This is a genomic window from Mumia sp. Pv4-285 (assembly GCF_041320275.1).
Taxonomy (GTDB): domain Bacteria; phylum Actinomycetota; class Actinomycetes; order Propionibacteriales; family Nocardioidaceae; genus Mumia; species Mumia qirimensis.
The window spans coordinates 514,662-535,979 of record NZ_CP162023.1; the positions used below are offsets into that span (position 1 = coordinate 514,662).

At 70.4% G+C, this 21,318-nt stretch carries 22 protein-coding genes; 16 read left to right on the top strand and 6 right to left on the bottom strand.

Features of this window, described 5'->3' with window-relative positions:
- The gene (locus tag AB3M34_RS02440) at nucleotides 1-1,155 is read right to left on the bottom strand and encodes a GNAT family N-acetyltransferase (protein ID WP_370617493.1); all 1,155 of its coding nucleotides are present in this window, start codon (nucleotides 1,153-1,155) and stop codon (nucleotides 1-3) included.
- 72 nt (nucleotides 1,156-1,227) lie between these two features.
- Between AB3M34_RS02440 and AB3M34_RS02445 the strand changes: the two genes are divergently transcribed.
- From AB3M34_RS02445 to purL, 3 genes are read left to right on the top strand one after another with little or no spacing between them, the layout of a single operon-like run.
- Nucleotides 1,228-1,608 carry a VOC family protein gene (locus AB3M34_RS02445; RefSeq protein ID WP_370617494.1) on the top strand — a complete coding sequence of 127 codons (381 nt, stop codon included), beginning with the start codon at nucleotides 1,228-1,230 and terminating at the stop codon, nucleotides 1,606-1,608.
- Nucleotides 1,609-1,616: 8 nt separating this feature from the next.
- Nucleotides 1,617-1,931, top strand: a complete 315-nt coding sequence (locus tag AB3M34_RS02450; protein WP_370617495.1) for a cupin domain-containing protein — start codon at nucleotides 1,617-1,619, stop codon at nucleotides 1,929-1,931.
- Between the two features lie 33 nt (nucleotides 1,932-1,964).
- Complete coding sequence (purL, locus tag AB3M34_RS02455) at nucleotides 1,965-4,265, top strand: phosphoribosylformylglycinamidine synthase subunit PurL (RefSeq protein ID WP_370617496.1); 2,301 nt, start codon at nucleotides 1,965-1,967, stop codon at nucleotides 4,263-4,265.
- A gap of 50 nt (nucleotides 4,266-4,315) precedes the next feature.
- Here purL and AB3M34_RS02460 read toward each other — a convergent pair whose 3' ends face one another.
- Nucleotides 4,316-5,272, bottom strand: coding sequence for a hypothetical protein (locus tag AB3M34_RS02460; RefSeq protein ID WP_370617497.1), 957 nt, complete (start codon nucleotides 5,270-5,272; stop codon nucleotides 4,316-4,318).
- Between the two features lie 132 nt (nucleotides 5,273-5,404).
- Here AB3M34_RS02460 and AB3M34_RS02465 point away from each other — a divergent pair, with 132 nt between their 5' ends.
- Genes AB3M34_RS02465 through AB3M34_RS02485 form a run of 5 tightly spaced genes read left to right on the top strand, consistent with a single transcriptional unit; the run spans nucleotide 5,405 to nucleotide 9,798 of the window.
- Nucleotides 5,405-5,905, top strand: a complete 501-nt coding sequence (locus AB3M34_RS02465; RefSeq protein ID WP_370617498.1) for a GNAT family N-acetyltransferase — start codon at nucleotides 5,405-5,407, stop codon at nucleotides 5,903-5,905.
- Between the two features lie 36 nt (nucleotides 5,906-5,941).
- On the top strand, nucleotides 5,942-7,033 hold the full coding sequence (locus AB3M34_RS02470) for a sensor histidine kinase (RefSeq protein WP_370617499.1): 1,092 nt from the start codon (nucleotides 5,942-5,944) through the stop codon (nucleotides 7,031-7,033).
- 51 nt (nucleotides 7,034-7,084) lie between these two features.
- Nucleotides 7,085-7,843: a LytR/AlgR family response regulator transcription factor gene (locus tag AB3M34_RS02475; RefSeq protein ID WP_370617500.1), complete on the top strand. Its 759-nt coding sequence runs from the start codon at nucleotides 7,085-7,087 to the stop codon at nucleotides 7,841-7,843.
- A gap of 1 nt (nucleotide 7,844) precedes the next feature.
- Complete coding sequence (locus tag AB3M34_RS02480; protein WP_370617501.1) at nucleotides 7,845-8,228, top strand: hypothetical protein; 384 nt, start codon at nucleotides 7,845-7,847, stop codon at nucleotides 8,226-8,228.
- A 22-nt stretch (nucleotides 8,229-8,250) separates the two neighbouring features.
- Nucleotides 8,251-9,798, top strand: coding sequence for a cation acetate symporter (locus AB3M34_RS02485; RefSeq protein WP_370617502.1), 1,548 nt, complete (start codon nucleotides 8,251-8,253; stop codon nucleotides 9,796-9,798).
- Here the strand turns inward: AB3M34_RS02485 and AB3M34_RS02490 are convergent.
- Complete coding sequence (locus AB3M34_RS02490) at nucleotides 9,770-10,957, bottom strand: S1C family serine protease (protein ID WP_370617503.1); 1,188 nt, start codon at nucleotides 10,955-10,957, stop codon at nucleotides 9,770-9,772. The two genes, AB3M34_RS02485 and AB3M34_RS02490, sit on opposite strands and share 29 nt — an antisense overlap.
- 68 nt (nucleotides 10,958-11,025) lie before the next feature.
- A complete protein-coding gene (locus AB3M34_RS02495) occupies nucleotides 11,026-12,498 on the bottom strand; it encodes a DEAD/DEAH box helicase (RefSeq protein WP_370617504.1) in 1,473 nt (490 codons plus the stop codon).
- A gap of 231 nt (nucleotides 12,499-12,729) precedes the next feature.
- On the opposite strand from AB3M34_RS02495, the gene AB3M34_RS02500 reads away from it, so the two are divergent.
- Genes AB3M34_RS02500 through AB3M34_RS02515 form a run of 4 tightly spaced genes read left to right on the top strand, consistent with a single transcriptional unit; the run spans nucleotide 12,730 to nucleotide 15,317 of the window.
- The gene (locus AB3M34_RS02500; protein WP_370617505.1) at nucleotides 12,730-13,128 is read left to right on the top strand and encodes a hypothetical protein; all 399 of its coding nucleotides are present in this window, start codon (nucleotides 12,730-12,732) and stop codon (nucleotides 13,126-13,128) included.
- 9 nt (nucleotides 13,129-13,137) lie between these two features.
- On the top strand, nucleotides 13,138-13,392 hold the full coding sequence (locus AB3M34_RS02505; protein WP_370617506.1) for a FitA-like ribbon-helix-helix domain-containing protein: 255 nt from the start codon (nucleotides 13,138-13,140) through the stop codon (nucleotides 13,390-13,392).
- Complete coding sequence (locus AB3M34_RS02510; protein ID WP_370617507.1) at nucleotides 13,389-13,787, top strand: type II toxin-antitoxin system VapC family toxin; 399 nt, start codon at nucleotides 13,389-13,391, stop codon at nucleotides 13,785-13,787. The genes AB3M34_RS02505 and AB3M34_RS02510 overlap by 4 nt, the downstream gene beginning before the upstream one ends.
- 27 nt (nucleotides 13,788-13,814) lie before the next feature.
- The gene (locus tag AB3M34_RS02515) at nucleotides 13,815-15,317 is read left to right on the top strand and encodes a glycosyltransferase family 39 protein (RefSeq protein ID WP_370617508.1); all 1,503 of its coding nucleotides are present in this window, start codon (nucleotides 13,815-13,817) and stop codon (nucleotides 15,315-15,317) included.
- Nucleotides 15,318-15,320: 3 nt separating this feature from the next.
- Here the strand turns inward: AB3M34_RS02515 and AB3M34_RS02520 are convergent, their stop codons facing one another.
- Entirely contained in the window at nucleotides 15,321-15,932 is a 612-nt protein-coding gene (locus tag AB3M34_RS02520; RefSeq protein WP_370617509.1) for a TetR/AcrR family transcriptional regulator, read from the bottom strand.
- A 65-nt stretch (nucleotides 15,933-15,997) separates the two neighbouring features.
- On the opposite strand from AB3M34_RS02520, the gene AB3M34_RS02525 reads away from it, so the two are divergent.
- From AB3M34_RS02525 to AB3M34_RS02540, 4 genes are all read left to right on the top strand, one after another.
- A complete protein-coding gene (locus AB3M34_RS02525; protein ID WP_370617510.1) occupies nucleotides 15,998-16,762 on the top strand; it encodes an SDR family NAD(P)-dependent oxidoreductase in 765 nt (254 codons plus the stop codon).
- A 196-nt stretch (nucleotides 16,763-16,958) separates the two neighbouring features.
- Nucleotides 16,959-17,297, top strand: coding sequence for a DUF485 domain-containing protein (locus tag AB3M34_RS02530; RefSeq protein WP_370617511.1), 339 nt, complete (start codon nucleotides 16,959-16,961; stop codon nucleotides 17,295-17,297).
- Entirely contained in the window at nucleotides 17,294-18,943 is a 1,650-nt protein-coding gene (locus AB3M34_RS02535; protein ID WP_370617512.1) for a solute symporter family protein, read from the top strand. Before AB3M34_RS02530 ends, AB3M34_RS02535 begins: the two co-directional genes overlap by 4 nt.
- Nucleotides 18,944-19,047: 104 nt before the next feature.
- Complete coding sequence (locus tag AB3M34_RS02540; RefSeq protein WP_370617513.1) at nucleotides 19,048-19,971, top strand: AEC family transporter; 924 nt, start codon at nucleotides 19,048-19,050, stop codon at nucleotides 19,969-19,971.
- Nucleotides 19,972-20,243: 272 nt separating this feature from the next.
- On the opposite strand, the gene AB3M34_RS02545 is transcribed toward AB3M34_RS02540, so the two are convergent.
- Complete coding sequence (locus AB3M34_RS02545; RefSeq protein WP_370617514.1) at nucleotides 20,244-21,284, bottom strand: NAD(P)-dependent alcohol dehydrogenase; 1,041 nt, start codon at nucleotides 21,282-21,284, stop codon at nucleotides 20,244-20,246.
- Nucleotides 21,285-21,318 lie beyond the last annotated feature (34 nt).

Genomic DNA, 21,318 nt, shown 5'->3' on the forward strand with positions numbered 1-21,318 from the left:
TCAGAAGTAGTCGGTCATGAACGCGGTGGCCGCGAACGCCGCGTCGATGCGTGCGTCGGTGTCCGCGTCGCCGCCCTCGGCGAGTCCCGACCTGCGCAACGACGCGAGGGGCGTCCCGGAGTAGAGCGCTGCCGCGCCGCGCGGTCCGAGAGTGACGCCGCCTGCGGCGCTGGAGGTCCGCCGGAGCTCCCCGACGCCGTCCGACACCGTCAGCGAGTACGCCCCCGACCCCGCGACGTCGAGCGGGTCGGACAGCGTGAGAGCCGCATCGACCTCGAGCCCCGGCGGGAAGCCGCGGGCAGCGATGGCCGCGGGCGCGTCGATCAGGCGCAGCATCCACCACTGCGTCTCCCGCGTGGTGATCTCGTTGTCGGGGAGCATCCACCACACCGGGTCGTGCGGCCCCAGCGCGACGCGCGCCGTCGATCGTACGGAGGACCCGGAGCCGACGATCCGCCACAGCGCTCGCAGCGTCGACGCCGACGAGGCGGTGATCGTCTGCACGTCGTAGTGGTCCGAGGCGAACGAGTAGGAGACGACGCCGTCGTCGGCGAGGTACGTGAGGATCTCGTCGTCCTCGAGGTCGCGCGCGATCTCGACCGGTTCCCAGTCGAAGGGGCCGCTGTCCCTCGCGGATGCCGAGGTCGCGGCGATCGCGCGGGCGATCTCGGCCGCGTCGTCCGCCCCGGCGCGCCGGAGCGGCACGTCTGGTCCGGTCAGCCGCCGGAGCGCGTCGGTGGAGATCTCCACGACCCGACGCGTGCCGGCGATCTCGTACCCCACCGACCGGTACGGCGCCGTCGTCGCGGGGTAAAGCGCGGACAGGACGAACCCCAGCTCGCGAGAGCGCTCGAGGACGCGGTGCATCAACGCCGAGCCGACGCCGCTGCCGCGGTGCTCAGGCGCGACGACGACACCGCCGATCCCGGCCATGGGCACCCGGCGCCCGGCCCACCACTGTCCGAAGTGGTTGATCCGTGCGGACGCGACGACGGTGCCGCCCACATAGGCCCCGAGCATGCGCTTCTCGTCGATCGAGCGCCGCGCCAACGCCTTCCACTGCTCCGAGTCTCCGGAGGAGAGGGGGCCGAAGGATCGGGAACGGACGTCGAGCGCGTCGTCGAGGTCATCGGGCGAGAGGTCACGGATCTCCACGGATCGAAACTAGTCGGAGTCCTGGTCTACCGTCGAAGGAGTTCTCGGGACCAGCGAGACGAGGAGGCCGAGATGGCCGACAGCATCATCCACTTCGAGATCCCGTTCGACGACGCCGACCGGGCGCGAGCGTTCTACCGCGAGGCGTTCGGGTGGGCGGTCCAGGAGCTGCCCGAGATGGACTACACCATGGTCCAGACCGGTCCGGTCGGCGACGACATGGCGCCCAGCGGACCGGGCTACATCAACGGCGGCATGTTCCAGCGGTCCGACCCGTTCCGAGGTCCGGTCGTGACCGTGGGTGTCGACAGCATCGACGAGACCCTGGCCCGGCTGGGTTCCCTCGGCGCGACCGCCGTCGGCAAGAAGGAGCCGGTCGGCGACATGGGCTTCGCCGCCTACTTCACCGACCCGGAGGGCAACGTCATCGGTCTCTGGGAGAACGCGAGTTGAGGTCACCTGTGCACGTCATCGAAGTCACCACCACCGACAACGTCGAGGGCGAGGCGTACGCCGCCGGGGTCTCGATCATCCAGGAGGACACGGACGTCGCGGGCAGCGGTCCGCGGCTCCACCTGCACCCGTACGCCGAGACGTTCGTGATCCACGCCGGGAGCGCGCTGTTCACCGTGGCGGGCGAGGAGGTGGTCGGTCGGGCCGGCCAGGTGATCGTCGTCCCTGCCCACACTCCGCACAAGTTCTCCGTCCTCCCCGGCGGATACCGCGCCACGCACATCCACGCGAGCGAGACCTTCGTCACGGAGTGGCTGGAGTAGGGGGCCTTCGGGGGTGCCGACTACCCTGGTGTCGTGACCGACGCGCCTGCCGCCACCGCCCAGCCAGCCCACCGTGCCAAGGCTCGCCTCGACACCGTCGAGCACGCCGGCTCGACCCCGGACCACGAGCAGCCGTGGGCCGAGCTGGGGCTGAAGCCCGACGAGTACGCGCGCATCCGCGAGATCCTCGGTCGCCGCCCGACCGGTGCCGAGCTCGCGATGTACTCCGTGATGTGGAGCGAGCACTGCTCCTACAAGTCGAGCAAGGTGCACCTCAAGAAGTTCGGTGAGCTGCCGCAGGAGACACCGCTCGGCAAGACGCTCGCCGGCATCGGCGAGAACGCCGGCGTGATCGACGTCGGCCAGGGCTATGCGGTCACCTTCAAGGTCGAGTCGCACAACCACCCGAGCTACGTCGAGCCGTACCAGGGCGCCGCGACCGGCGTCGGCGGCATCGTCCGCGACATCCTCGCGATGGGCGCCCGCCCGGTCGCGGTGATGGACCCGCTCCGCTTCGGCCCGCTCGACGCCCCCGACACCAAGCGGGTGATGCCGGGCATCGTCGCGGGCGTCGGCGGCTACGGCAACTGCCTCGGGCTGCCCAACATCGGCGGCGAGGTCGTCTTCGACGAGACCTATCTCGGCAACCCGCTCGTCAACGCGCTCTGCGTCGGCGTGCTGCGCCACGAGCAGCTCCACACCGCCCACGCGTCCGGCGAGGGCAACCAGGTCGTCCTGTACGGCGCGCGCACCGGTGGCGACGGCATCGGCGGCGTCTCGGTCCTCGCGTCGGAGACCTTCGACGCAGACGGCCCGGCGAAGCGTCCCAGCGTGCAGGTCGGCGACCCGTTCATGGAGAAGCTCCTCATCGAGTGCACGTTGGAGCTGTTCGACGCCCAGGTCGTCGCCGGCATCCAGGACCTCGGTGGCGCCGGCCTGTCCTGCGCGACCAGCGAGCTCGCGAGTGCGGGCGACGGCGGCATGCACGTCGAGCTCGACACGGTCCCGCTGCGTGACTCGTCGCTCTCGCCCGAGGAGATCCTCATGAGCGAGTCGCAGGAGCGCATGATGGCGGTCGTCGAGCCTCAGCACCTCGACCGCTTCATGGAGATCTGCGCCAAGTGGGACGTGGAGGCCACGGTCGTCGGAGAGGTGACCGAGACCGGCCGGCTGGTGATCGACTGGCACGGCGAGACCGTCGTCGACGTGCCGCCGCGATCGGTCGCCCACGACGGCCCGACGTACGAGCGGCCGTACGCGCGACCGGACTGGCAGGACGCGCTCCAAGCTGACACGACGGCCTCGTTGGCCCGGCCGGCGAGCGGCGACGAGCTCCGGTCGACCCTCCTCGACGTGCTCGGGTCCCCGAACCAGGCCGACAAGTCGTGGGTCACCGACCAGTACGACCGCTACGTCCGCGGCAACACGGTGCTCGCGCAGCCGGAGGACGCCGGCGTGATCCGCATCGACGACGAGACCAACCTCGGCGTCGCGGTGTCGACCGACTGCAACGGGCGGTTCGCGAAGCTCGACCCGTACGCCGGCGCGCAGCTCGCGCTCGCCGAGTCGTACCGCAACGTGGGGGTGTCGGGCGGTCTGCCGCTCGCCGTCACCGACTGCCTCAACTTCGGCTCGCCCGAGGACCCGGCGGTCATGTGGCAGTTCGAGCGTGCGACGGCAGGACTGAAGGACGCGTGCGAGGTGCTCGGCATCCCCGTCACCGGCGGCAACGTGTCGTTCTACAACCAGACCGGTGAAACGGCGATCCTTCCGACGCCCGTCGTCGGGGTGCTCGGCGTCGTCGACGACGTCACCAAGCGCATCAAGCAAGGCTTCGCCGCGGATGGTGACATCGTTCTGGTCCTGGGCACGACGCGGGACGAGCTCGACGGTTCGGCGTGGTCGCAGGTCGTCCACCAGCATCTCGGCGGAGTCCCGCCGCAGGTCGACCTCGCCGCCGAGAAGGCCCTTGCCGACCTGATGGTGGAGGTCGCGAAGCAGGGCTTGGCGACCGCCGCGCACGACCTCTCCGACGGTGGTCTCGCGATCGCGCTCGCCGAGGCGGCGATCCGCAACGGCGTCGGCGCCACGGTCGCGTTCGAGGGCGATGCCTTCGAGGCGCTGTTCTCGGAGTCGGCCGCACGCGCGATGGTCACGGTCGCCGCGTCCGAACTCGAGGGCTTCAGGGCGCTCGCCGCTTCGTACGGGGTGCCGATCACACGGATCGGTACGACCGGGGGCGACGCGCTCGTCGTCGACGGGCAGCTCGCGGTTCCGGTGACGGAGCTGCGCGACCGCTGGACTGCGACGATCCCCGCCGTGATGGGTGCCTGAACGCTGATCGTGCAAGTTCAGTGCTGAATGCCAGCACCGATCCCTCACGATCACGCACTGCCCTCGTCGACCAGGCAGTCGGGTGACGAGCACCGCCGGGCCGTCCCCATCCACCCGTGCTGCTGAAGGATGACGGCGAGCTTCGCGGCCGTACGGCACGGGCGGCGGAAGACCTGTCCCCATCCGAGCCTCGCGGTGGGGCGCCCTTCGCCGAGGACGTCGAGGTCGCGGTCGAGGTCGACATCCCGTTGCTCGGCGGTCTCGTGGTAGATGCGCCCGTCGAGCTCGATCACCACCAGCTCGAGATCCGCGTCCCGATACACCGCCCCGCCGCTCCCGACGGCCTTGAGCTGGCGGCGCGCGGCGGGTAGACCGTGCGGGCGTTCGACTCGGCGCAGGTATCCGTGCTCGAGTACCGAGTGCGTGCCCGAGGCGATGTCAGCGAGCACAGCCTGGATCCAGCGGCGCCGCCGGACACGCGTTCGAGGGTGCATGGCTGCGAGGATGCGGTCGGCGGTGGTTCGCCGGCTCGCGCAGGCCCGCGCGAGTGTGGCAACGGTGACGACCTCGTCGTCGCCGGAGGTCGCCACGTCGAGTACCGCCTCCTCGTACCGCAGCCGTGGTGGCGAGCGGTTCCACGACACCATCGCGTCGAGCCGCTTGCGCCGAGCGACCCGCAGCCCCGGCTGCGCGACCACGTTGCGTCGCCTGTCGATCGCGACCTCGATGACGTGCGGCGTCGTGGAGTCGAGGCGTACTCGTTCGGCTGCGCGGAGGGCGGACTCACCCGCCAGTGCTGCAGGCCACGCATACAGCACCGCCCCCCACGCCTGCTGCAACCACGTCGGGTTGCCCGTGTGGTCGACGTACACGCCAGGGAGGACCGGACTCAGCTCACGCCGCTTCAGCATTCGCCGGATGTCGTGCGGCTGCAGACCGAGTTCGAGCAGCTGCCGCCGCGCAACCACTCCGGACTGCTGGTCGCACACTTCCTCCCACGGCTGCACCGGGCCAGCCTGCTACGCGCGCCCGGTTGCGTGCGTTCCGTCATCCACAGCCAAGACCGTGCAGGATCAGTGCCGCATGTCAGCACCGATCCTGCATGATCAACGCGTACGGTCGCGGACTAGGCTCGCCCTGTGTTCCCGACCCGTGCGTACTCCCGGGACGCGGAGGCGATCGTGGCGCTGCGCGACGACCTTGCGCGCTGGCAGGTCGCGTCCGGCATCGTCCAGTGGAAGCCCGGCGAGGTGACCGCCGACCAGGTGCGCGATCAGATCGCGGAGCAGCAGTGGTGGCTGCTGCGCGACGACGGCGCCATCAGCGCGACCGTGCGGGTGCTGGAGGACGACCCGACCATCTGGGACGACCTCGTGGCGCCGGGCACCGGCGACGCGCTCTACGTGCACGGGCTGATGGTCAGGCGGACGCACCGCGGGCGCGGGCTCGGCGGGGTGATGCTGGAGTGGGTCGAGTCCCGCGTGCGGGACGCCGGGCGTACGACGCTCCGGCTCGACTGCGCTGCGGCCAACACGTCCTTGCGTGCCTACTACGTCGGCCTCGGTTTCACCGAGCTCGGTGAGCGTGAGTTCCCTCCGCCGTACAAGACGCTCGCCCGGTTCGAGAAGCCCGTCGGCTGACTCCGGCCGGCAGCCTGCCGTGCCAGACTCCCTCCCATGAGGACACCGTGGTCCCGTCGCGCTCTCGGGTCCGCCGAGGACCGCGCGACGTACGAGACCCTGCACACGGCCTCCCAGGCGGCACCCGCGCTACGTCGAGGGCTGACCGAGGAGAGCGCGTCTGCAGCGCTCAAGCACCTTCGGACCCTCCTGGGTGCGTCGTCGGTCGCGCTGACCGACACCGAGCGGGTGCTCGCGACCGAGGGGACCCGCGATCGGCGTTCGGACGCGATGGAGCTGGCACGGCAGGCGATCGCGGCGGGGACGACCCAGGCGTTCAGCACCCCGCACGCGCACTACCCGCACGCGATCGTGGCGCCGCTCACCGTCGAGGACGCCGTCGTCGGTGCGGTCGTGGTCCGCTCGGCGGCGCGGTCGGCGGGTCTGGCGCGTGCGACGACGGAGGTCGCGCGCTGGGTGTCGAGCCAGCTCGAGCTCGCCGAGCTGGACAAGTCCCGTACGGCGCTGATGGAGGCCGAGCTGCGGGCGCTGCGTGCCCAGATCTCGCCGCACTTCGTCTACAACTCGCTCGGAGCGATCGCGTCGTTCGTCCGGACCGACCCTGAGCGCGCCCGTGAGCTGCTGCTCGAGTTCGCCGACTTCACGCGCTACTCGTTCCGGCGGCACGGCGAGTTCACGACGCTCGCCGACGAGCTCCAGTCGATCGAGCGCTACCTCGTGCTGGAGAAGGCCCGGTTCGGGGACAGGCTCCACGTCACCGTGCAGGTGGCGCCGGAGGTGCTCGCGGTGACGCTGCCGTTCCTGTCGATCCAGCCGCTGGTCGAGAACGCCGTCCGCCACGGGCTCGAACGCAAGGCCGGCGGCGGCAAGGTCGTCGTGATCGCGCTCGACGCGGGCACGGAGGCGGTGATCACGGTCGAGGACGACGGGGTCGGCGAAGACCCCGACCGCGTACGCCGGATCCTCGCCGGCGACGGTGCGACCGACTCCGTGGGGCTCGGCAACGTCGACGAGCGCATGCGGACCGTCTATGGGAACGCGTACGGCATCGTGGTCGAGACCGCGCCCGGCGCTGGGACGAAGGTGACGGTCAGGGTGCCGAAGTATGCGCCGGGCGCCGCCCGATGAGGCGTCCGGCCTCGTGACGGGGGCCACACGGGACGCCTAGACTCAGGCGCCATGGGCCTCAACGTACTCGTCGCCGACGACGAGCAGCCCGTCCTCGACGAGCTGGTGTACCTGCTCGGCCGGGACGAGCGGATCGACAACGTGACCGCGGTGACGTCGGGAGCCGACGTGCTGCGGGCACTCGAGGCCGACGACGCCGCGGTCGACGCCGTCTTCCTCGACATCGCGATGCCGGCGCTCTCCGGGCTCGAGGTCGCCCGGGTCCTCGCGAGGTTCCGCAGCCAGCCCAAGGTCGTGTTCGTGACCGCCCACGAGGACCACGCCGTCGACGCCTGGGACCTCGACGCGGTGGACTACGTCCTGAAGCCGGTCGCTGAGGACCGCCTCCGGGAGTCGGTACGCCGGGTCATCGGCGCGCGTCCCGCCGACCCGCGCGGTGCCTCGGACGCGGACGAGGTGGTGGCGGTCGAGCTCGCCGGAGTGACGAGGTTCGTCCCGCGCAGCAGCGTCGCGTACGTCGAGGCCCAAGGCGACTACGTCAGGCTCCACACCGTCACCGGCGAGAGCCACCTGCTCCGTACGCCGCTGGTGACCCTCGAGCACGACTGGTCCGACGCCGGGTTCGTCCGCATCCACCGGAGCCTGCTGGTCGACTCGGCCCGGGTGCGGGAGGTCCGGATGCTGGGCGGGCGGTGCACCGTGCTCGTCGACGCCGGCGCCGCCCCGTACGTCGAGCTCCAGGTGGCTCGCCGTCACACGCGTGACCTGCGCGTCCTCGTCCAGCAGCGCTCTCGCCCCGTCGGCAGCTGACGTGGCCGACTCCGACCAGCCGCCTCCACGGGCACGGATCCGGGTCACCAGCCCGCACACCACCCTGCGCCCGCACCGGCGGCGTACGGTCGTGCAGGAGATCGACGAGGAGACCGAGATCGGCGAGGTCTACATGCGCTCGCTGGTCCGTTCGCAGCTGCGCCTCGCGCTCGTCGTCTCGTTCGTCGTGGCGGTCCTCGTCGGGGGCCTGCCGATCCTGTTCGTGCTCACCGACCTCGATGCTGTCCAGGTGGGCCCGGTCCCGCTGCCGTGGTGGCTGCTCGGTGCGGCCGTCTATCCCGTCCTGTTCGTGATCGGGTGGGTCTTCGTCGCCGCGTCCGAGCGCAACGAGCGCGCCTTCAGCGACCTCGTCGAGCGGCCCTGAGCCGCGGGCAAGGACACCGCCCGTGAACGCCACGTACTCCGCCATCGCCGTCGCTGCGGTCGCGCTCGCAACCCTGGGGATCGGCCTGTTCGGGCTGCGGTTCAGCCGGACCACGTCGGACTTCTTCGTCGCGTCGCGGTCGGTCGGCCCGCTGTGGAACTCGTCGGCGATCGGCGGCGAGTACCTCTCGGCTGCCTCGTACCTCGGCATCGCCGGACTGATCGTGACCTTCGGGGCCGACATGGTGTGGTTCCCGGTGGGCTGGACCGCGGGCTACCTGGTGCTGCTGGCGTTCGTCGCCGCTCCGCTGCGCCGCTCCGGCGCCTACACGCTGCCCGACTTCACGCAGATGCGCGTCCAGTCGACCGCCGCCCGGGGGGTCGCGTCCGTCCTGGTCGTGGTGATCGGGTGGCTCTACCTGATGCCGCAGTTCCAGGGTGCGGGCCTGGTGCTGCACACGGTGATCGGGGCGCCGGCTTGGGTGGGCTCGGTGCTCGTCGCGGTGATCGTGGTCATCAACGTCGTCTCTGGCGGCATGCGCAGCATCACTTTCGTGCAGGCGTTCCAGTACTGGCTCAAGCTGACGGCCCTGCTCGTCCCGCTGGTCTTCCTGCTGCACGCCTGGGTGGACGACGGCAGCCCGACCCCGAGCGACGCCGGCGCGTCGGCGTCGTGGCTGTCGCCGGTCGCGGCAGACACCGGGCTCGGCCTCTCGTTGTACGCGACGTACTCGCTGATCGTCGCGACGTTCCTCGGCACGATGGGCCTCCCGCACGTGGTCGTCCGCTTCTACACGAACCCCGACGGGCGCGCCGCTCGCCGGACCACGCTGCTGGTGCTCGCGCTGCTCGGCGTCTTCTACCTGATGCCCACCGCGTACGGCGTGATCGGCCGGATTTACGCGGGAGACCTCGTCGACACCGGCGAGACCGACATCGTGGTGCTCGAGCTGCCGATGCGGATGATCGGCGGGACGCTCGGCGAGGTCCTGGGCGCGCTGCTGACCGCGGGCGCCTTCGCCGCATTCCTCTCGACGTCGTCCGGTGTGACGATGTCGCTCGCCGGAGTGCTCGCGCAGGGCCCGCTGGCGCGGCGCGTCCTCGGCCCGGTCGCGGGACTGCAGGTCGGGGCGCTCCTCGGGATCCTCGTACCGCTCGGCCTCGCGCTCGTCTCCGGAAGGATCGCGGTGGCGAGCTCCGTCGGGTTCGCGTTCGCCGTCGCTGCGTCCACGTTCTGCCCGTTGCTCGTGCTCGGGATCTGGTGGCCGCGGCTGACCGCACCCGGCGCGATCGCCGGCATGGTCGCCGGAGGGGTCGGTGCGGGCGGTGCCGTCATCGCGGCGATCGTGCGAGGGACGGACGACGGTTGGGTCGACCAGCTGCTCTCCCGACCGGCTGCGTGGTCGATGCCGCTCGCGCTCGCCACGATGGTGCTCGTATCCCTCGCGACGCAGGGCCGGCGACCCTCGAACGTGAGACGCACGATGGTGCGGCTCCACACACCCGAACGCCTCCGACTCGACCGGGCGGACGCCGACGGGCTCAGCCGACCGGACCCGCCCCGAGCGTGACCGCATCCGTGTGGCTCTGACCCGACGCGTCGACCCACCCGAGCATGACGCGGTCGCCCGCGTCGTAGTGCGCGATCGCCTCGGACAGTGCCTCCGAGGAGGTGATCGAGGTGCCGTCCAGCGACGTGACTGTGTCGCCAGCGACGAGCCCGGCCTCTGCTGCCGCGGATCCGTCGACGGTCCCGGAGATCGTGGCGCTGCCGGTCGCGGTCGGCGCCAGCGTGACGCCGAGGAAGGCCGACGCCCCGATCTCGACGGTGCCGCTCTCCTGGCCGGACGCGATCTGCTCGGCGATCAGGAGGGCAGCGCCGATCGGTACGGCGTACCCGGTGATGTCGGCCGAGCCGCTCGACGCGGCGGTGTTGATCCCCACCACCTCGCCGTCGTCGTCGTACAGCGGTCCGCCCGAGTCACCCGCGACGATGTCCGCGTCGACCTGGATCAGGTCGTCCAGGGACTCCGAGCCGCCGGACTCGTCGGAGACCGTGATCGACTGCCCGGTCCCGGTCACGGTCCCGGCGGCAGCGCTCGCCTGCGACGTACCGCCGGCGTTCCCGACGCCGACGACGTCGTCACCCACCTCGACCGCCTCGTCGGAGTCGGTCGCGACCGTGCTCAGGCCGGACGCGTCCTTCAGCTGGAGCAGCGCGACGTCGGTCGCTGCGTCGTAGCCGACGACCTGCGCCTCGTACGTCTCGCCGGTCGACGCGATCTCGACCGAGATCTCCGTCGCGCCCTCCACGACGTGGTGGTTGGTCAGGACCTCGCCGTCGGACGTGAGGACCATGCCGGTCCCCGCCGCCTCGCCGCTCCCGTAGTCGAGCGTCGTCGAGATGTAGGCGAGGCCGACCTGCTGCGCCGCGGTCGCCTCCGTCGCCTCGGTGCTGTCCGTGGCGGTGCTCGGGTCGCCCCAGGGGTTGCCGTCGTAGCCGTGGTCGGGCAGGTACGGCATCGGGTCGGCGACGGCGGCCGTCCCATCTGTCGAAGGGGTGACCGGGGCCGCGGCGGTCGTCGTCGAGGAGTAGCCGACGCCGACTGCGCCGAGGACCGCAGCTGCCGCGAGACCGGCGACGCCGCGCCGCACCATTTTGGTGCGTGCGCGGCGTCGGTCGTCGAGATGACGGGCGGTGGTGTCCTGGGGGGAGGTCGTGGATGCCATGACCTCAGTGGACCGCGCCGCCCTGGGTGCCTGCTGTGAGCAGGCTGTGGAGGGCCGAAAAGGTTCCGTCAGCGGCTGCGACGGCCGGCCTGGGACGAGAAGGCTGCAGCCCCGCCGGTGCGCGACGACGAGCCGCCGCCGTTGCGCGAGGCGCCACCGTTGCCGCCGCCGGAGCGACGACCGCCGCTCGACTGGCCACCGCCGGACTGACCCGGGCTCCCGGAGGCACCCGAGCCGCTGCCACGGCGCCGGTTGCGCGAGCGGTTGCCGCTACGAGCCACGTCGCCGCCACGGCCTCCGCCCTGGCCGCGGCCCGACTGCCCGCGGCCGCCCTGCCCGCCGGTCGCCGCTGCGGCGATCTCCGGGGGAGGCGAGACGCGCTCGGCCTGCGGGCCGACGAGGGTGTGCACGATCTCGGCGCCCGGCGCCACGTCGTGGTCGGTCGGCTTGATCGCGGCGGCGCGCATCAGTGAGCGGACGTCGCGTCGCTGCTCGGGGGTCGCGATGGTGATCACGACGCCGGAGGCGCCGGCCCGCGCTGTACGGCCCGAGCGGTGCAGGTACGCCTTGTGCTCGGTCGGCGGATCGACGTGGACGACGAGCGAGATGTCGTCGACGTGGATGCCGCGTGCTGCGATGTCCGTCGCGACGAGCACGCGCACGGTGCCGTCGGAGAAGGCCGACAGGTTGCGCTGGCGTGCGTTCTGGCTCAGGTTGCCGTGCAGGTCGACGGCCGGGATGCCCGACGACGTGAGCTTCTTCGCGAGCTTCTTGGCCGAGTGCTTGGTCCGGGTGAACGCGAGGGTCTTGCCCTCACCACCGACGAGCTCGCTGATCAGCGCCTGCTTGTTGTCGTGGCTCACCGAGAGCACGTGGTGCTCCATGTCGGGAACGTGCGACGTCGCCTCGTCGACCGAGTGGGTCACGGGGTTGTGGAGGTAGCGCTTGACGAGCGTGTCGATGCCGTTGTCGAGCGTCGCCGAGAAGAGGAGACGCTGAGCGTCGCGCGGGGTGCGGTCGAGGATCCGCTTCACGCCGGGGAGGAACCCGAGGTCGGCCATGTGGTCGGCCTCGTCCAGGACGGTGACCTCGATGTCGCTCAGGTCGCAGTGACGCTGACCGATGAGGTCCTCGAGGCGGCCGGGCGTGGCGACGACGACGTCGACGCCGTTGCGGAGCTTGGTGACCTGCGGGTTCTGGCCGACGCCACCGAAGATCGTCATCGTGCGCAGCTGCATCGCCTGGGCGAGCGGCGCGAGGGTCTCGAGGACCTGCGTCGCGAGCTCGCGCGTCGGGACGAGGATCAGGGCACGCGGGTGCTTCGGGCGACGCGTCCGGCGGCTCGCGGCGAGGACGGCGAGCGTCGGGAGGCTGAACGCGACGGTCTTGCCGGAGCCCGTACGGCCGCGGCCGAGGACGTCACGGCCGGCGAGGCTGTCAGGCAGCGACGCCGCCTGGATGGGGAAGGGGGTGGTGATGCCGCGCTCCGAGAGGGAGGCGACAAGGGGTGCGGGCACGCCGAGATCGGCGAAGGTGGGCACAGAGGTGTCCTTCGTATCGTGGGGATGGCCGTGATTGCATCCACTCACGAATGAGGACGGGGAGGGCGCAATGTGCGCGCCGCTCAAGCAGACGACCGCGGACGCGGGGTGCGTCCTTCGTCCACAGTACGGGGCGGATGGTCGTTGCGACGAATCCAGTGGCGGTGATCACACGCGGCGGTGTACTTCTGAACCCTTGTCTTTCTGCCGCTCGGTTCGCAGCACATCCCGGTGCGGGAGATCGCAACCGTGCCGTGGAGCACTGACTCCTGGCGTCGCCTCGGCGTCGAGATCCACGAGTGTTCGCTCGTGTCAGTTGCGCTCGACGTCTCCGGCGCGGACGCGTACGAGCTGGTGGTGGCTGTGCGTGACCTCGAGGCGAGGCTCAGGGCCATGACCTTCGTTGACGCTCACGAGATCGTCTTCAACGGCGCCGCGGACCTTGCCGAAGATCGACCGCTCGACGCTGCAGGTGACATCGACAACGGTCTGGCCACCTACCACGGCTACTACTTTCTCGACTCCATCGACGGCCGCCTGCGATGCCGCGCAGCCGGTGTGGTGGTCACGCGGCTCGGCGATGCGACGGCGGCCGGTGAACACCTCGATCGTGCGGGCGTACGCATGTAGAATGCATGCATGAATGTGGCGCTTCAGATCCGAGATGTTCCCGAGACTGTCCGCGATGCGATCGCCCAGCGTGCCGAGGAGCGCGGACAGTCGATGCAGGCCTACCTGCTCGACCTCGTCTCCCGCGATGCACGGATCGCTCGCAACCTCGCGCTCCTCGACAGCACGGCTGGTCGCCGTGTGACACTTCCCGCCGACCTCCTCCCGGAGGAGATCGTGCGAGAGGGACGCGACCACCGAGCGAATGGCGAGACGGACGAGTGATCGTCCTGGACGCGAGCGTGTGGGTTCCCGCGCTCGCCGACGACAGCGCGCTCGGTGAATCGTGTCGTGACGTGCTCGCTCAGGACCCTGACTGGGTCGCACCCGCTCACGGGCCTGTCGAGGCTCTGCGCACCATTCGTCGATACCGCGCTGTCGGCGCGGTCTCGGAGGAGCTCGCCGACCTCTGTGCGGCGGCGATCTGGGGTGCTGAGGTGCTGTACGTCGGCCCGGAGCCTTGGGTCCTGCGGCAGACGTGGGAGCTTCGGCACAACCTCAACCCGTACGATGCGCCATACGTCGCCGTCGCTCGGTCGATGGCGATCCCGCTCGTCACCAGAGACGTGCGGATGGCGCGGGCTGCGGATGCCCTAGGGGTGCAGACCGTGGTGCCATGAGCCAGGTCGTGCCCTAGATTGCGGGGCATGGGCACGACGGCCCCCGTGGTCCGTGGAGACGGGCCGACCACCGCACCCCTTCCGCCGTACGCACGCGTGCCGGTGCTCTCCGCCGCCGCGACGCTCGTCATGGTTCTCCTCGCCACCGCGAACCGGTACGGGTTCCACCGCGACGAGCTCTACTTCCGGATGCTGGATCCCGCCTGGGGCTACGTCGACCAGCCGCCTCTGATCCCGCTGCTCGCCAACGCGATGACGGACCTGGTCGCCGACGAGCCGTGGGCCGTACGCCTGCCGGCGATCATCGCCGTGGTCTCGGCGACACTCGTGGCGGCCGCGATCACGCGAGAGCTCGGCGGCGGCGCCCTCGCCCAGGGACTGTGCGCGTGGACGTTCGCGTTCGCGTCGTTCCCGCTGGTCGCCGGGCACGTCCTCGTCACCACGTCGACCGACCTGCTCGCCTGGCTGCTGGCCTCGTGGTTCGCGGCCAAGGCGCTGCTGCGCGGGGACGAGCGCTGGTGGTTGGCGGTCGGCGCGGTGGTCGGGCTGGCCACGTATGGCCGGTTGCTGATCCCGTGGTGGGTGCTCGGGATGGTGGCGGGCTTCCTGATCGTCGGCCCGCGTCGGCCGTTGACCTCCCGCCTGTTCTGGGCGGGCGGCGCGATCGCGGCGCTGCTCGCCCTGCCGAACCTCGTCTACCAGGTCGTGAACGGGTTCCCCCAGCTCGACATGGGCGCCGCACTCGCGGAGAACAACGCCGACGAGGTCCGCGTGATGTTGTGGCCCTTCCTGTTCATCATGCTTCCGGCCGTCTGGGTCGTCGGGCTCGTGGCGCTCTGGCGCCGCGCGGAGTGGCGGGCCCTGCGCGCGTTCGTCGTCGCCTTCGTCGTGGTCGTCGTGCTGACCTTCGTCGGTGGAGCGCAGTTCTACTACCCGGTCGGCATCCTGGCCGTCCTCTTCGCCGCGGGATGGGTCCCGACGGCGGCCTGGCTGGCACGGTCGTCGACCGCCGTCCGCGTCGGGATCGGGGCGCTGCTCGCCGTCTTCACCGCCGTAGGCGTCGTCATCTCCCTCCCCGTCATCCCCGAGAGCACGCTCGGCGGGACCCCGGTCCCGGGGATCAACGTCGCGGCGGCCGACCAGGTCGGATGGCCGGCGTACGCACGCCAGGTCGCCGACGTCTGGGAGACGCTCCCCGCGGAGGAGCGCGACAGAGCCGCGATCGTCACGTCCAACTACGGGGAGGCGGGGGCGATCGACCGGTACGGGCCCGCGCTCGGTCTGCCGACGCCGTACAGCGGGCAGAACGCCTTGCACGACCAGGCGCGGCCGGACGGGACCGAGACGGTCGTGTTCGTCGGCGGCCAGTACGGCTACGCGACGACGTTGTTCGACACCTGCGAGGTGCAGGACCGGCTCGAGAACGGTGCCGACGTCGACAACGAGGAGGAGGGTGTGCCGGTGGCGGTCTGCCGTGGTCCTCTGCGGCCGTGGCCCGAGCTCTGGGACGACCTGCGACACCTGGACTGAGGTCTACGCGGGGGGCGTCTCGACGACGTCGTCACCGAATGCGGCGGCGAACGCCTGCGCGATCAGCTCCGGGAGCGCGGTCTCACCGTCGTCCTCCGCCCAGCGCACCAACGCGGTGTGCATCGCGGCGAGGCACGCGCTGGCCGCGGCGTGCGCGGCGAAGGCAGCGTCGGACTCGGGGTCGTATCCGAGCGCATCGACGATCGCGAGCTGCAGGGCGTAGTTGTTGTCCAGGTGCCTAGCCCGCAGCGCTGGCGTCGAGATCATGAGCCGGAGCCGCGTGAGCAGGAGGTCGCCGCGTTCCTCGCCGGTGGTCAAGGCCGTGGCCGCCTCGATGAGCGCGGTGCCGATGCGGCGAACCAGTGGACCGACGGCGGGGGACGCCCTGATCCTCTCCGCGACGACCTGGGCGTTCTGGTCGACGAGGACGAGGTCCTCCTTCGTCGGGAAGTGCCGGTAGACGGTCATCGGCGAGACGCCCGCGGCGCCGGCGACGTCGCTCATCGTCGTCGCGTCGTAGCCGCGCTCGGTGAACAGGCGCACGGCGTGCGCCTGGATCGCGCGCTGTGTCTCGGCTCGTCGCTGTGCGCGCAGGGTTGAGGGCTGGTCGGGCATGTGATAGACACTACCGCACTGGTAGTCACTACCAGTTCGGTAGCAACTAACGTTGGAGCGGTGGCATGAACGATATGACCGGCAGAACGGCTGTGGTGACCGGAGCGTCGCGCGGCATCGGGCGCGCCATCGCGCGTCGGCTCGCAGCAGACGGCGCAACGGTGGTCGTTCACTTCGGGACGGACGAGGTCGGCGCCTCGGCGACGGTCGTAGAGATCGAGCGAGCCGGAGGAGCGGCGTACGCCGTGGGTGCCCAGCTCGGTACGGACGACGACGTCGAGTCGCTCTTCGAGGGGATCGAGGCCGCTCTGGCGGGCCGCCCGCTCGACGTCCTCGTCAACAACGCGGCGGCCGCGCCTGCCGGACCGCTCGGAGCGACGACGCGGGCGGAGTTCGACCACCTGTTCGCCGTCAACGTGCGAGCGCCCTACTTCATCGTCCAACGGGCGCTGCCCCTGCTCCGGGACGGCGGCCGCATCATCACGATCTCGTCCGTCGCGACCCGGATGGCCAATCCCTCCCAGACCTCGTTCGCCATGACGAAGGGTGCGTTGGAGACCATGAGCCTGACGTTGGCCAACCAGCTAGGCGTACGCGGCATCACCGTGAACGCTGTGGCACCCGGCGCCACCCGGACCGCCGACAACGGAGCAGTCTTCGAGGCGCCGGGCTTCGCGGAGCTCATCGCGGGCGCGACCGCGCTCGATCGACTGGGCGGCGCTGACGACGTCGCCGAGGTGGTCGCGTTCCTCGCGTCCGACGCTGCGCGCTGGGTCACCGGCCAGGTCATCGACGCGAGCGGAGGCCTGTTCCTCGGGCCGCGTGCGTGAGGTCTCGATCGATTCGAGCCTCGACCGGCGTGTCCGTTCGTCGCGTCACGGTGACCGTTCGTCGTCGCGGGAAAACCGCACGGCGACCGCGGGCGCGCGCCCGCCGAAGGGGCATCCGTGTGATCTAGCACACACTTCGCCACCCTCCCTAGCGTGCGCTGAGAGACCCCCGTCCGCGCACCCGAGAGGTGAAGCCGTGATCGAGAGAACCACACCGGCAGAGGATGCGGCGTACGCCCGCATCCACGCCACAGACGAGTTCCGCACGCTCAGACGCAAGTACATCGGCTTCGTCGTCCCCGTGACGATCGGCTTCATGTCCTGGTACCTGCTCTACGTCGTCTGCTCGAACTGGGCACCCGACTTCATGAGCACCCAGGTCTTCGGGAACGTCAACATCGCCCTGATCTTCGGTCTGCTGCAGTTCGTCACGACGTTCGGCATCGCCATCTGGTACTCGAAGTTCTCCGTGAAGAACCTCGACCCGCACGCCGACAAGCTCCGCGCTGACTACGACGAGGAGATCGGCCGATGAGCACGACGGACGTGATCCTTGCTGCGGAGGACGGTGGCCACCAGACGCTCACGACGGTGCTGTTCGTCGGTGTCGTGCTGCTGACCGTCGGCATCACCTTCTGGGCGAGCCGCAACACCAAGACGGCTGCTGACTACTACGCCGGCGGCCGCTCGTTCAGCGGGTTCCAGAACGGTCTCGCGATCGGCGGCGACTACATGTCCGCCGCGTCCTTCCTCGGCATCTCCGGTGCGATCGCGCTGTCCGGCTACGACGGGTTCCTCTACTCCATCGGGTTCCTCGTCGCATGGCTGGTCGCCCTGCTGCTCATCGCGGAGCTGCTGCGCAACTCCGGCCGTTTCACGATGGCCGACCAGCTGGCGTACAGGATGCGGCAGCGCCCCGTGCGTACAGCCGCCTCGGTGTCCACCGTGGTGGTCTCGATCTTCTACCTGCTGGCGCAGATGGTCGGCGCCGGCGCGCTGGTCTCGCTGCTCCTCGGCGTGGAGGGCGACACCCTCAAGAACCTGACGATCGTCGGGGTCGGTGTCCTGATGATCTTCTACGTGGTCGTCGGCGGCATGAAGGGCACCACCTGGGTGCAGATCGTCAAGGCCGTCCTCCTCATGGTGGGAACCCTGCTGATCAGCGTCCTGGTGCTGGCGAAGTTCAACTTCAACCTGTCCGAGCTCCTCGGCACGGCCGCCTCGAACTCGGGCCAGGGCCAGGCGTTCCTGGAGCCAGGCCTGAAGTACGGCGCCAACCTCACGAGCAAGATCGACTTCCTGTCGCTCAGCATCGCGCTCGTGCTCGGCACGGCAGGCTTGCCGCACATCCTGATCCGCTTCTACACCGTGCCCACGGCACGACAGGCGCGGACGTCGGTGAACTGGGCGATCGGCCTGATCGGCACCTTCTACCTGATGACGCTCATCCTCGGCTTCGGTGCGGCCGCACTGCTCAGCACCGAGCAGTATGCGAAGGTCGCCGAGTCCGGCGGAAACCTCGCGTCACCGCTGCTCGCCGAAGCGGTCGGCGGCGGGGAAGGATCGACCGGAGGCGCGATCCTGCTCGCACTGATCGCAGCAGTCGCGTTCGCGACCATCCTCGCGGTGGTCGCTGGGTTGACTCTCGCCTCCGCATCGTCGGTCGCGCACGACCTCTACGCCAACGTGTTCAAGAAGGGCGAGGTCACCGGCGAGGAGGAGGTGAAGGTCGCGCGCATCGCGGCGTTCGTCATCGGTGGTGTGGCGATCGCGCTCGCGATCCCGGGCCAGTCGCTCAACGTGGCCTTCCTCGTCGCGCTCGCGTTCGCGGTCGCCGCTTCCGCGAACCTTCCGGCGCTGATCTACAACCTGTTCTGGAAGGACTTCAACACGCGCGGTGCGACGTGGAGCATCTACGGCGGCCTCATCTCCGCCGTCGGTCTGGTGTTCTTCTCGCCGGTCGTCTCCGGCAAGGTCAACCCCGAGACCGGTGAGAGCCTGTCGCTCTTCCCGGCAGGTGTGGACTTCAGCTGGTTCCCGCTGGAGAACCCCGGCCTGGTCTCGATCCCGATCGGCTTCTTCCTCGGCTGGCTGGGCACAGTGACCGCGAAGGAGAAGGCGGACCCGAAGATGTACGACGAGCTGGAGGTCCGCTCCATGACGGGAGCGGGTGCCGAGTGACCCGCTGAGTCTCCCGACAGACCGGCCCCTGGTCCGCGCCGTCCCCCCGAGCGCCGACCAGGGGCCGTTCAGTGCCCAGGGCTTCCATCGGTGAGGATGGATCAGTGATCGGGGTGCTCGAGGGGTTCGGGGTCATCACGGTCGTGATCGCTGTCGGGTTCCTGCTGGCGCACTTCGGAGTCCTCACGCTGGAGTACCAGGAGCTGCTCTCGCGGCTCGTCTTCTTCGTCGGAAGCCCGGCTCTGCTCTTCTCCGTCCTTGCCGACACCGACGTCGCTGGGGCGCTCTCCCAGGCGCTCGTCGCCAACGCCGCCAGTGTCGTGGTCGTCGCTGCGGTCGCGATCGCGCTCGCACACTGGCGATGGCGACGCGGATGGGGTGACGCGACGATGGCCGGCCTCGGTGCCGGATACGTGAACGCCGGCAACCTCGGGCTCCCCATCGCGCTCTACGTCATCGGCGACGTGTCCGCGGTCGCTGGCGCGCTCCTCCTCCAGCTGCTGGTGCTCGCTCCGTTGGCGTTCGTGGTCCTGGACCAGGCCGCCTCCGGCGAACGGCCCACGGTGTGGCGGGTGGTCTCGCGGCCGTTCCGCAACCCCGTCACCGTCGCGGCCATCATCGGCGTCGTCACCGCACTCTCCGGCGTGTCCGTCCCGCGGTGGGTCGCCGACCCGATCGACCTCCTCGCAGGCCTCGCGATCCCCGGCATGCTGATCGCGTTCGGGCTCTCGCTGCGGCTGGGCCCGAAGCCCGGAGCGAGCGGCGCGAGCGGGCAGGTCGCCACCATCTCCGCGCTCAAGCTCTTGGCCCAGCCGCTCGTCGCGTACCTGGTCGGGCGGTTCGTGCTCGGGCTCGAGGGCGAGGCGCTGCTCGCGGTCGTGGTCGTCGCCGGGCTCCCCACGGCGCAGAACGTGTTCGTGACCGCGGTGCGGTACGACCGGTCCGTCCCGGTGATGCGTGACGTCGTCTTCGCCACGACGGTGCTGTCGTTCGGCACCATCCTGGCGATCGCCGCCATTCTCGCCTGAGCCTCGCCCCTCTTCTGCTGGTCGAGGCGCCCCTACTTCCGCTGGTCGAGGCGCCCCTCTTCCGCTGGTCGAGGCGCGAAGCGATCGAGACCCCTGGTGGTCTCGAGACGGGCTCGTTCCTCGCCCTCCTCGACCAGCGGGGGTGTGGGTTTCTGCTGGTCGAGGCGCGAAGCGATCGAGACCCCTGGTGGTCTCGAGACGGGCTCGTTCCTCGCCCTCCTCGACCAGCGGGGGTGTGGGTTTCTCCTCGACCAGCGAGGGAGCAGCCGGCACTATCCGTTCGGCAGGACCACCGCACGCCCGCGGATGTCGCCGGCGTGCAGCCTCTCGTACGCGGTCGGTGCCTCGTCGAGCGAGAACGTCTCGATCTCGACGTGGATCTGATCGCGGTGCGCCATGTCGATGACCTCGATCAGCTCGGCGCGCGATCCCCAGTACGGCACGCGGACCGCTGCGTCGTACGGGGTCGCTCCGAACCCGACGGTCGCCGTCCCGCCGCCGATGCCGACGATCTCGACGTCACCTCCCATCGCTACCGCTGCCATCGCGGTCTCGATGGTCGGCTGCGCGCCGACGAAGTCGAACACCGCCTCCGCACCGAGGCCACCCGTGAGCTCTTTGATCCTGCCGGCGGCGTCGGCGTCGGACAGCAGCGCCTCGTGCGCACCGACCTCCTTGGCCAGGGCGAGCTTCTCGTCGCTGAGGTCGAGGGCGATGACGCGCGCCCCGGTGAGCGCGCGCAGGATCTGGATGCCGACGTGCCCGAGGCCGCCGGTACCGATCACGACCGCGGTGCTGCCGGCGACCAGCTTCGGCATCGCCGTCTTGATCGCGTGGTACGGCGTGAGTCCGGCGTCGGTCAACGACACGTTGCGGACCGGGTCAAGGTCGCCGAGCGGGACGAGGTGCCGTACGTCGTCGACGATCAGGTATTGGGCGATCGCACCGGGAGCACCGAGGCCTGGGGGAGCAATGCCGAGGTCGGCGGCGTACGGGCAGCAGTTCTCCATCCCGCGGGCGCAGGCATGGCAGAGCCCGCATCCCCACGGGCCATAGACGGCGACGGAGTCCCCGACCTTCACACCGGTCACACCGTCTCCGAGGGCGTCGACCGTGCCGGCGCCCTCGTGGCCGAGGGTGAGCGGGAGCCCGAACGTGTACTGGTCTTCGGGCAGGCTCATCACGAACTCGTCGGAGTGGCAGACGCCGGCGGCGGTGACCTTGAGGCGGACCTCACCGGCGGCGGGTTCCGGCGTCTCGACGTCCACGACCCGCGGGGCGCTCCCGATCTCGACGTACTGGAGTGCGCGCATGTCCCCACGAAACCACCGCTCCGGCACAATGGCG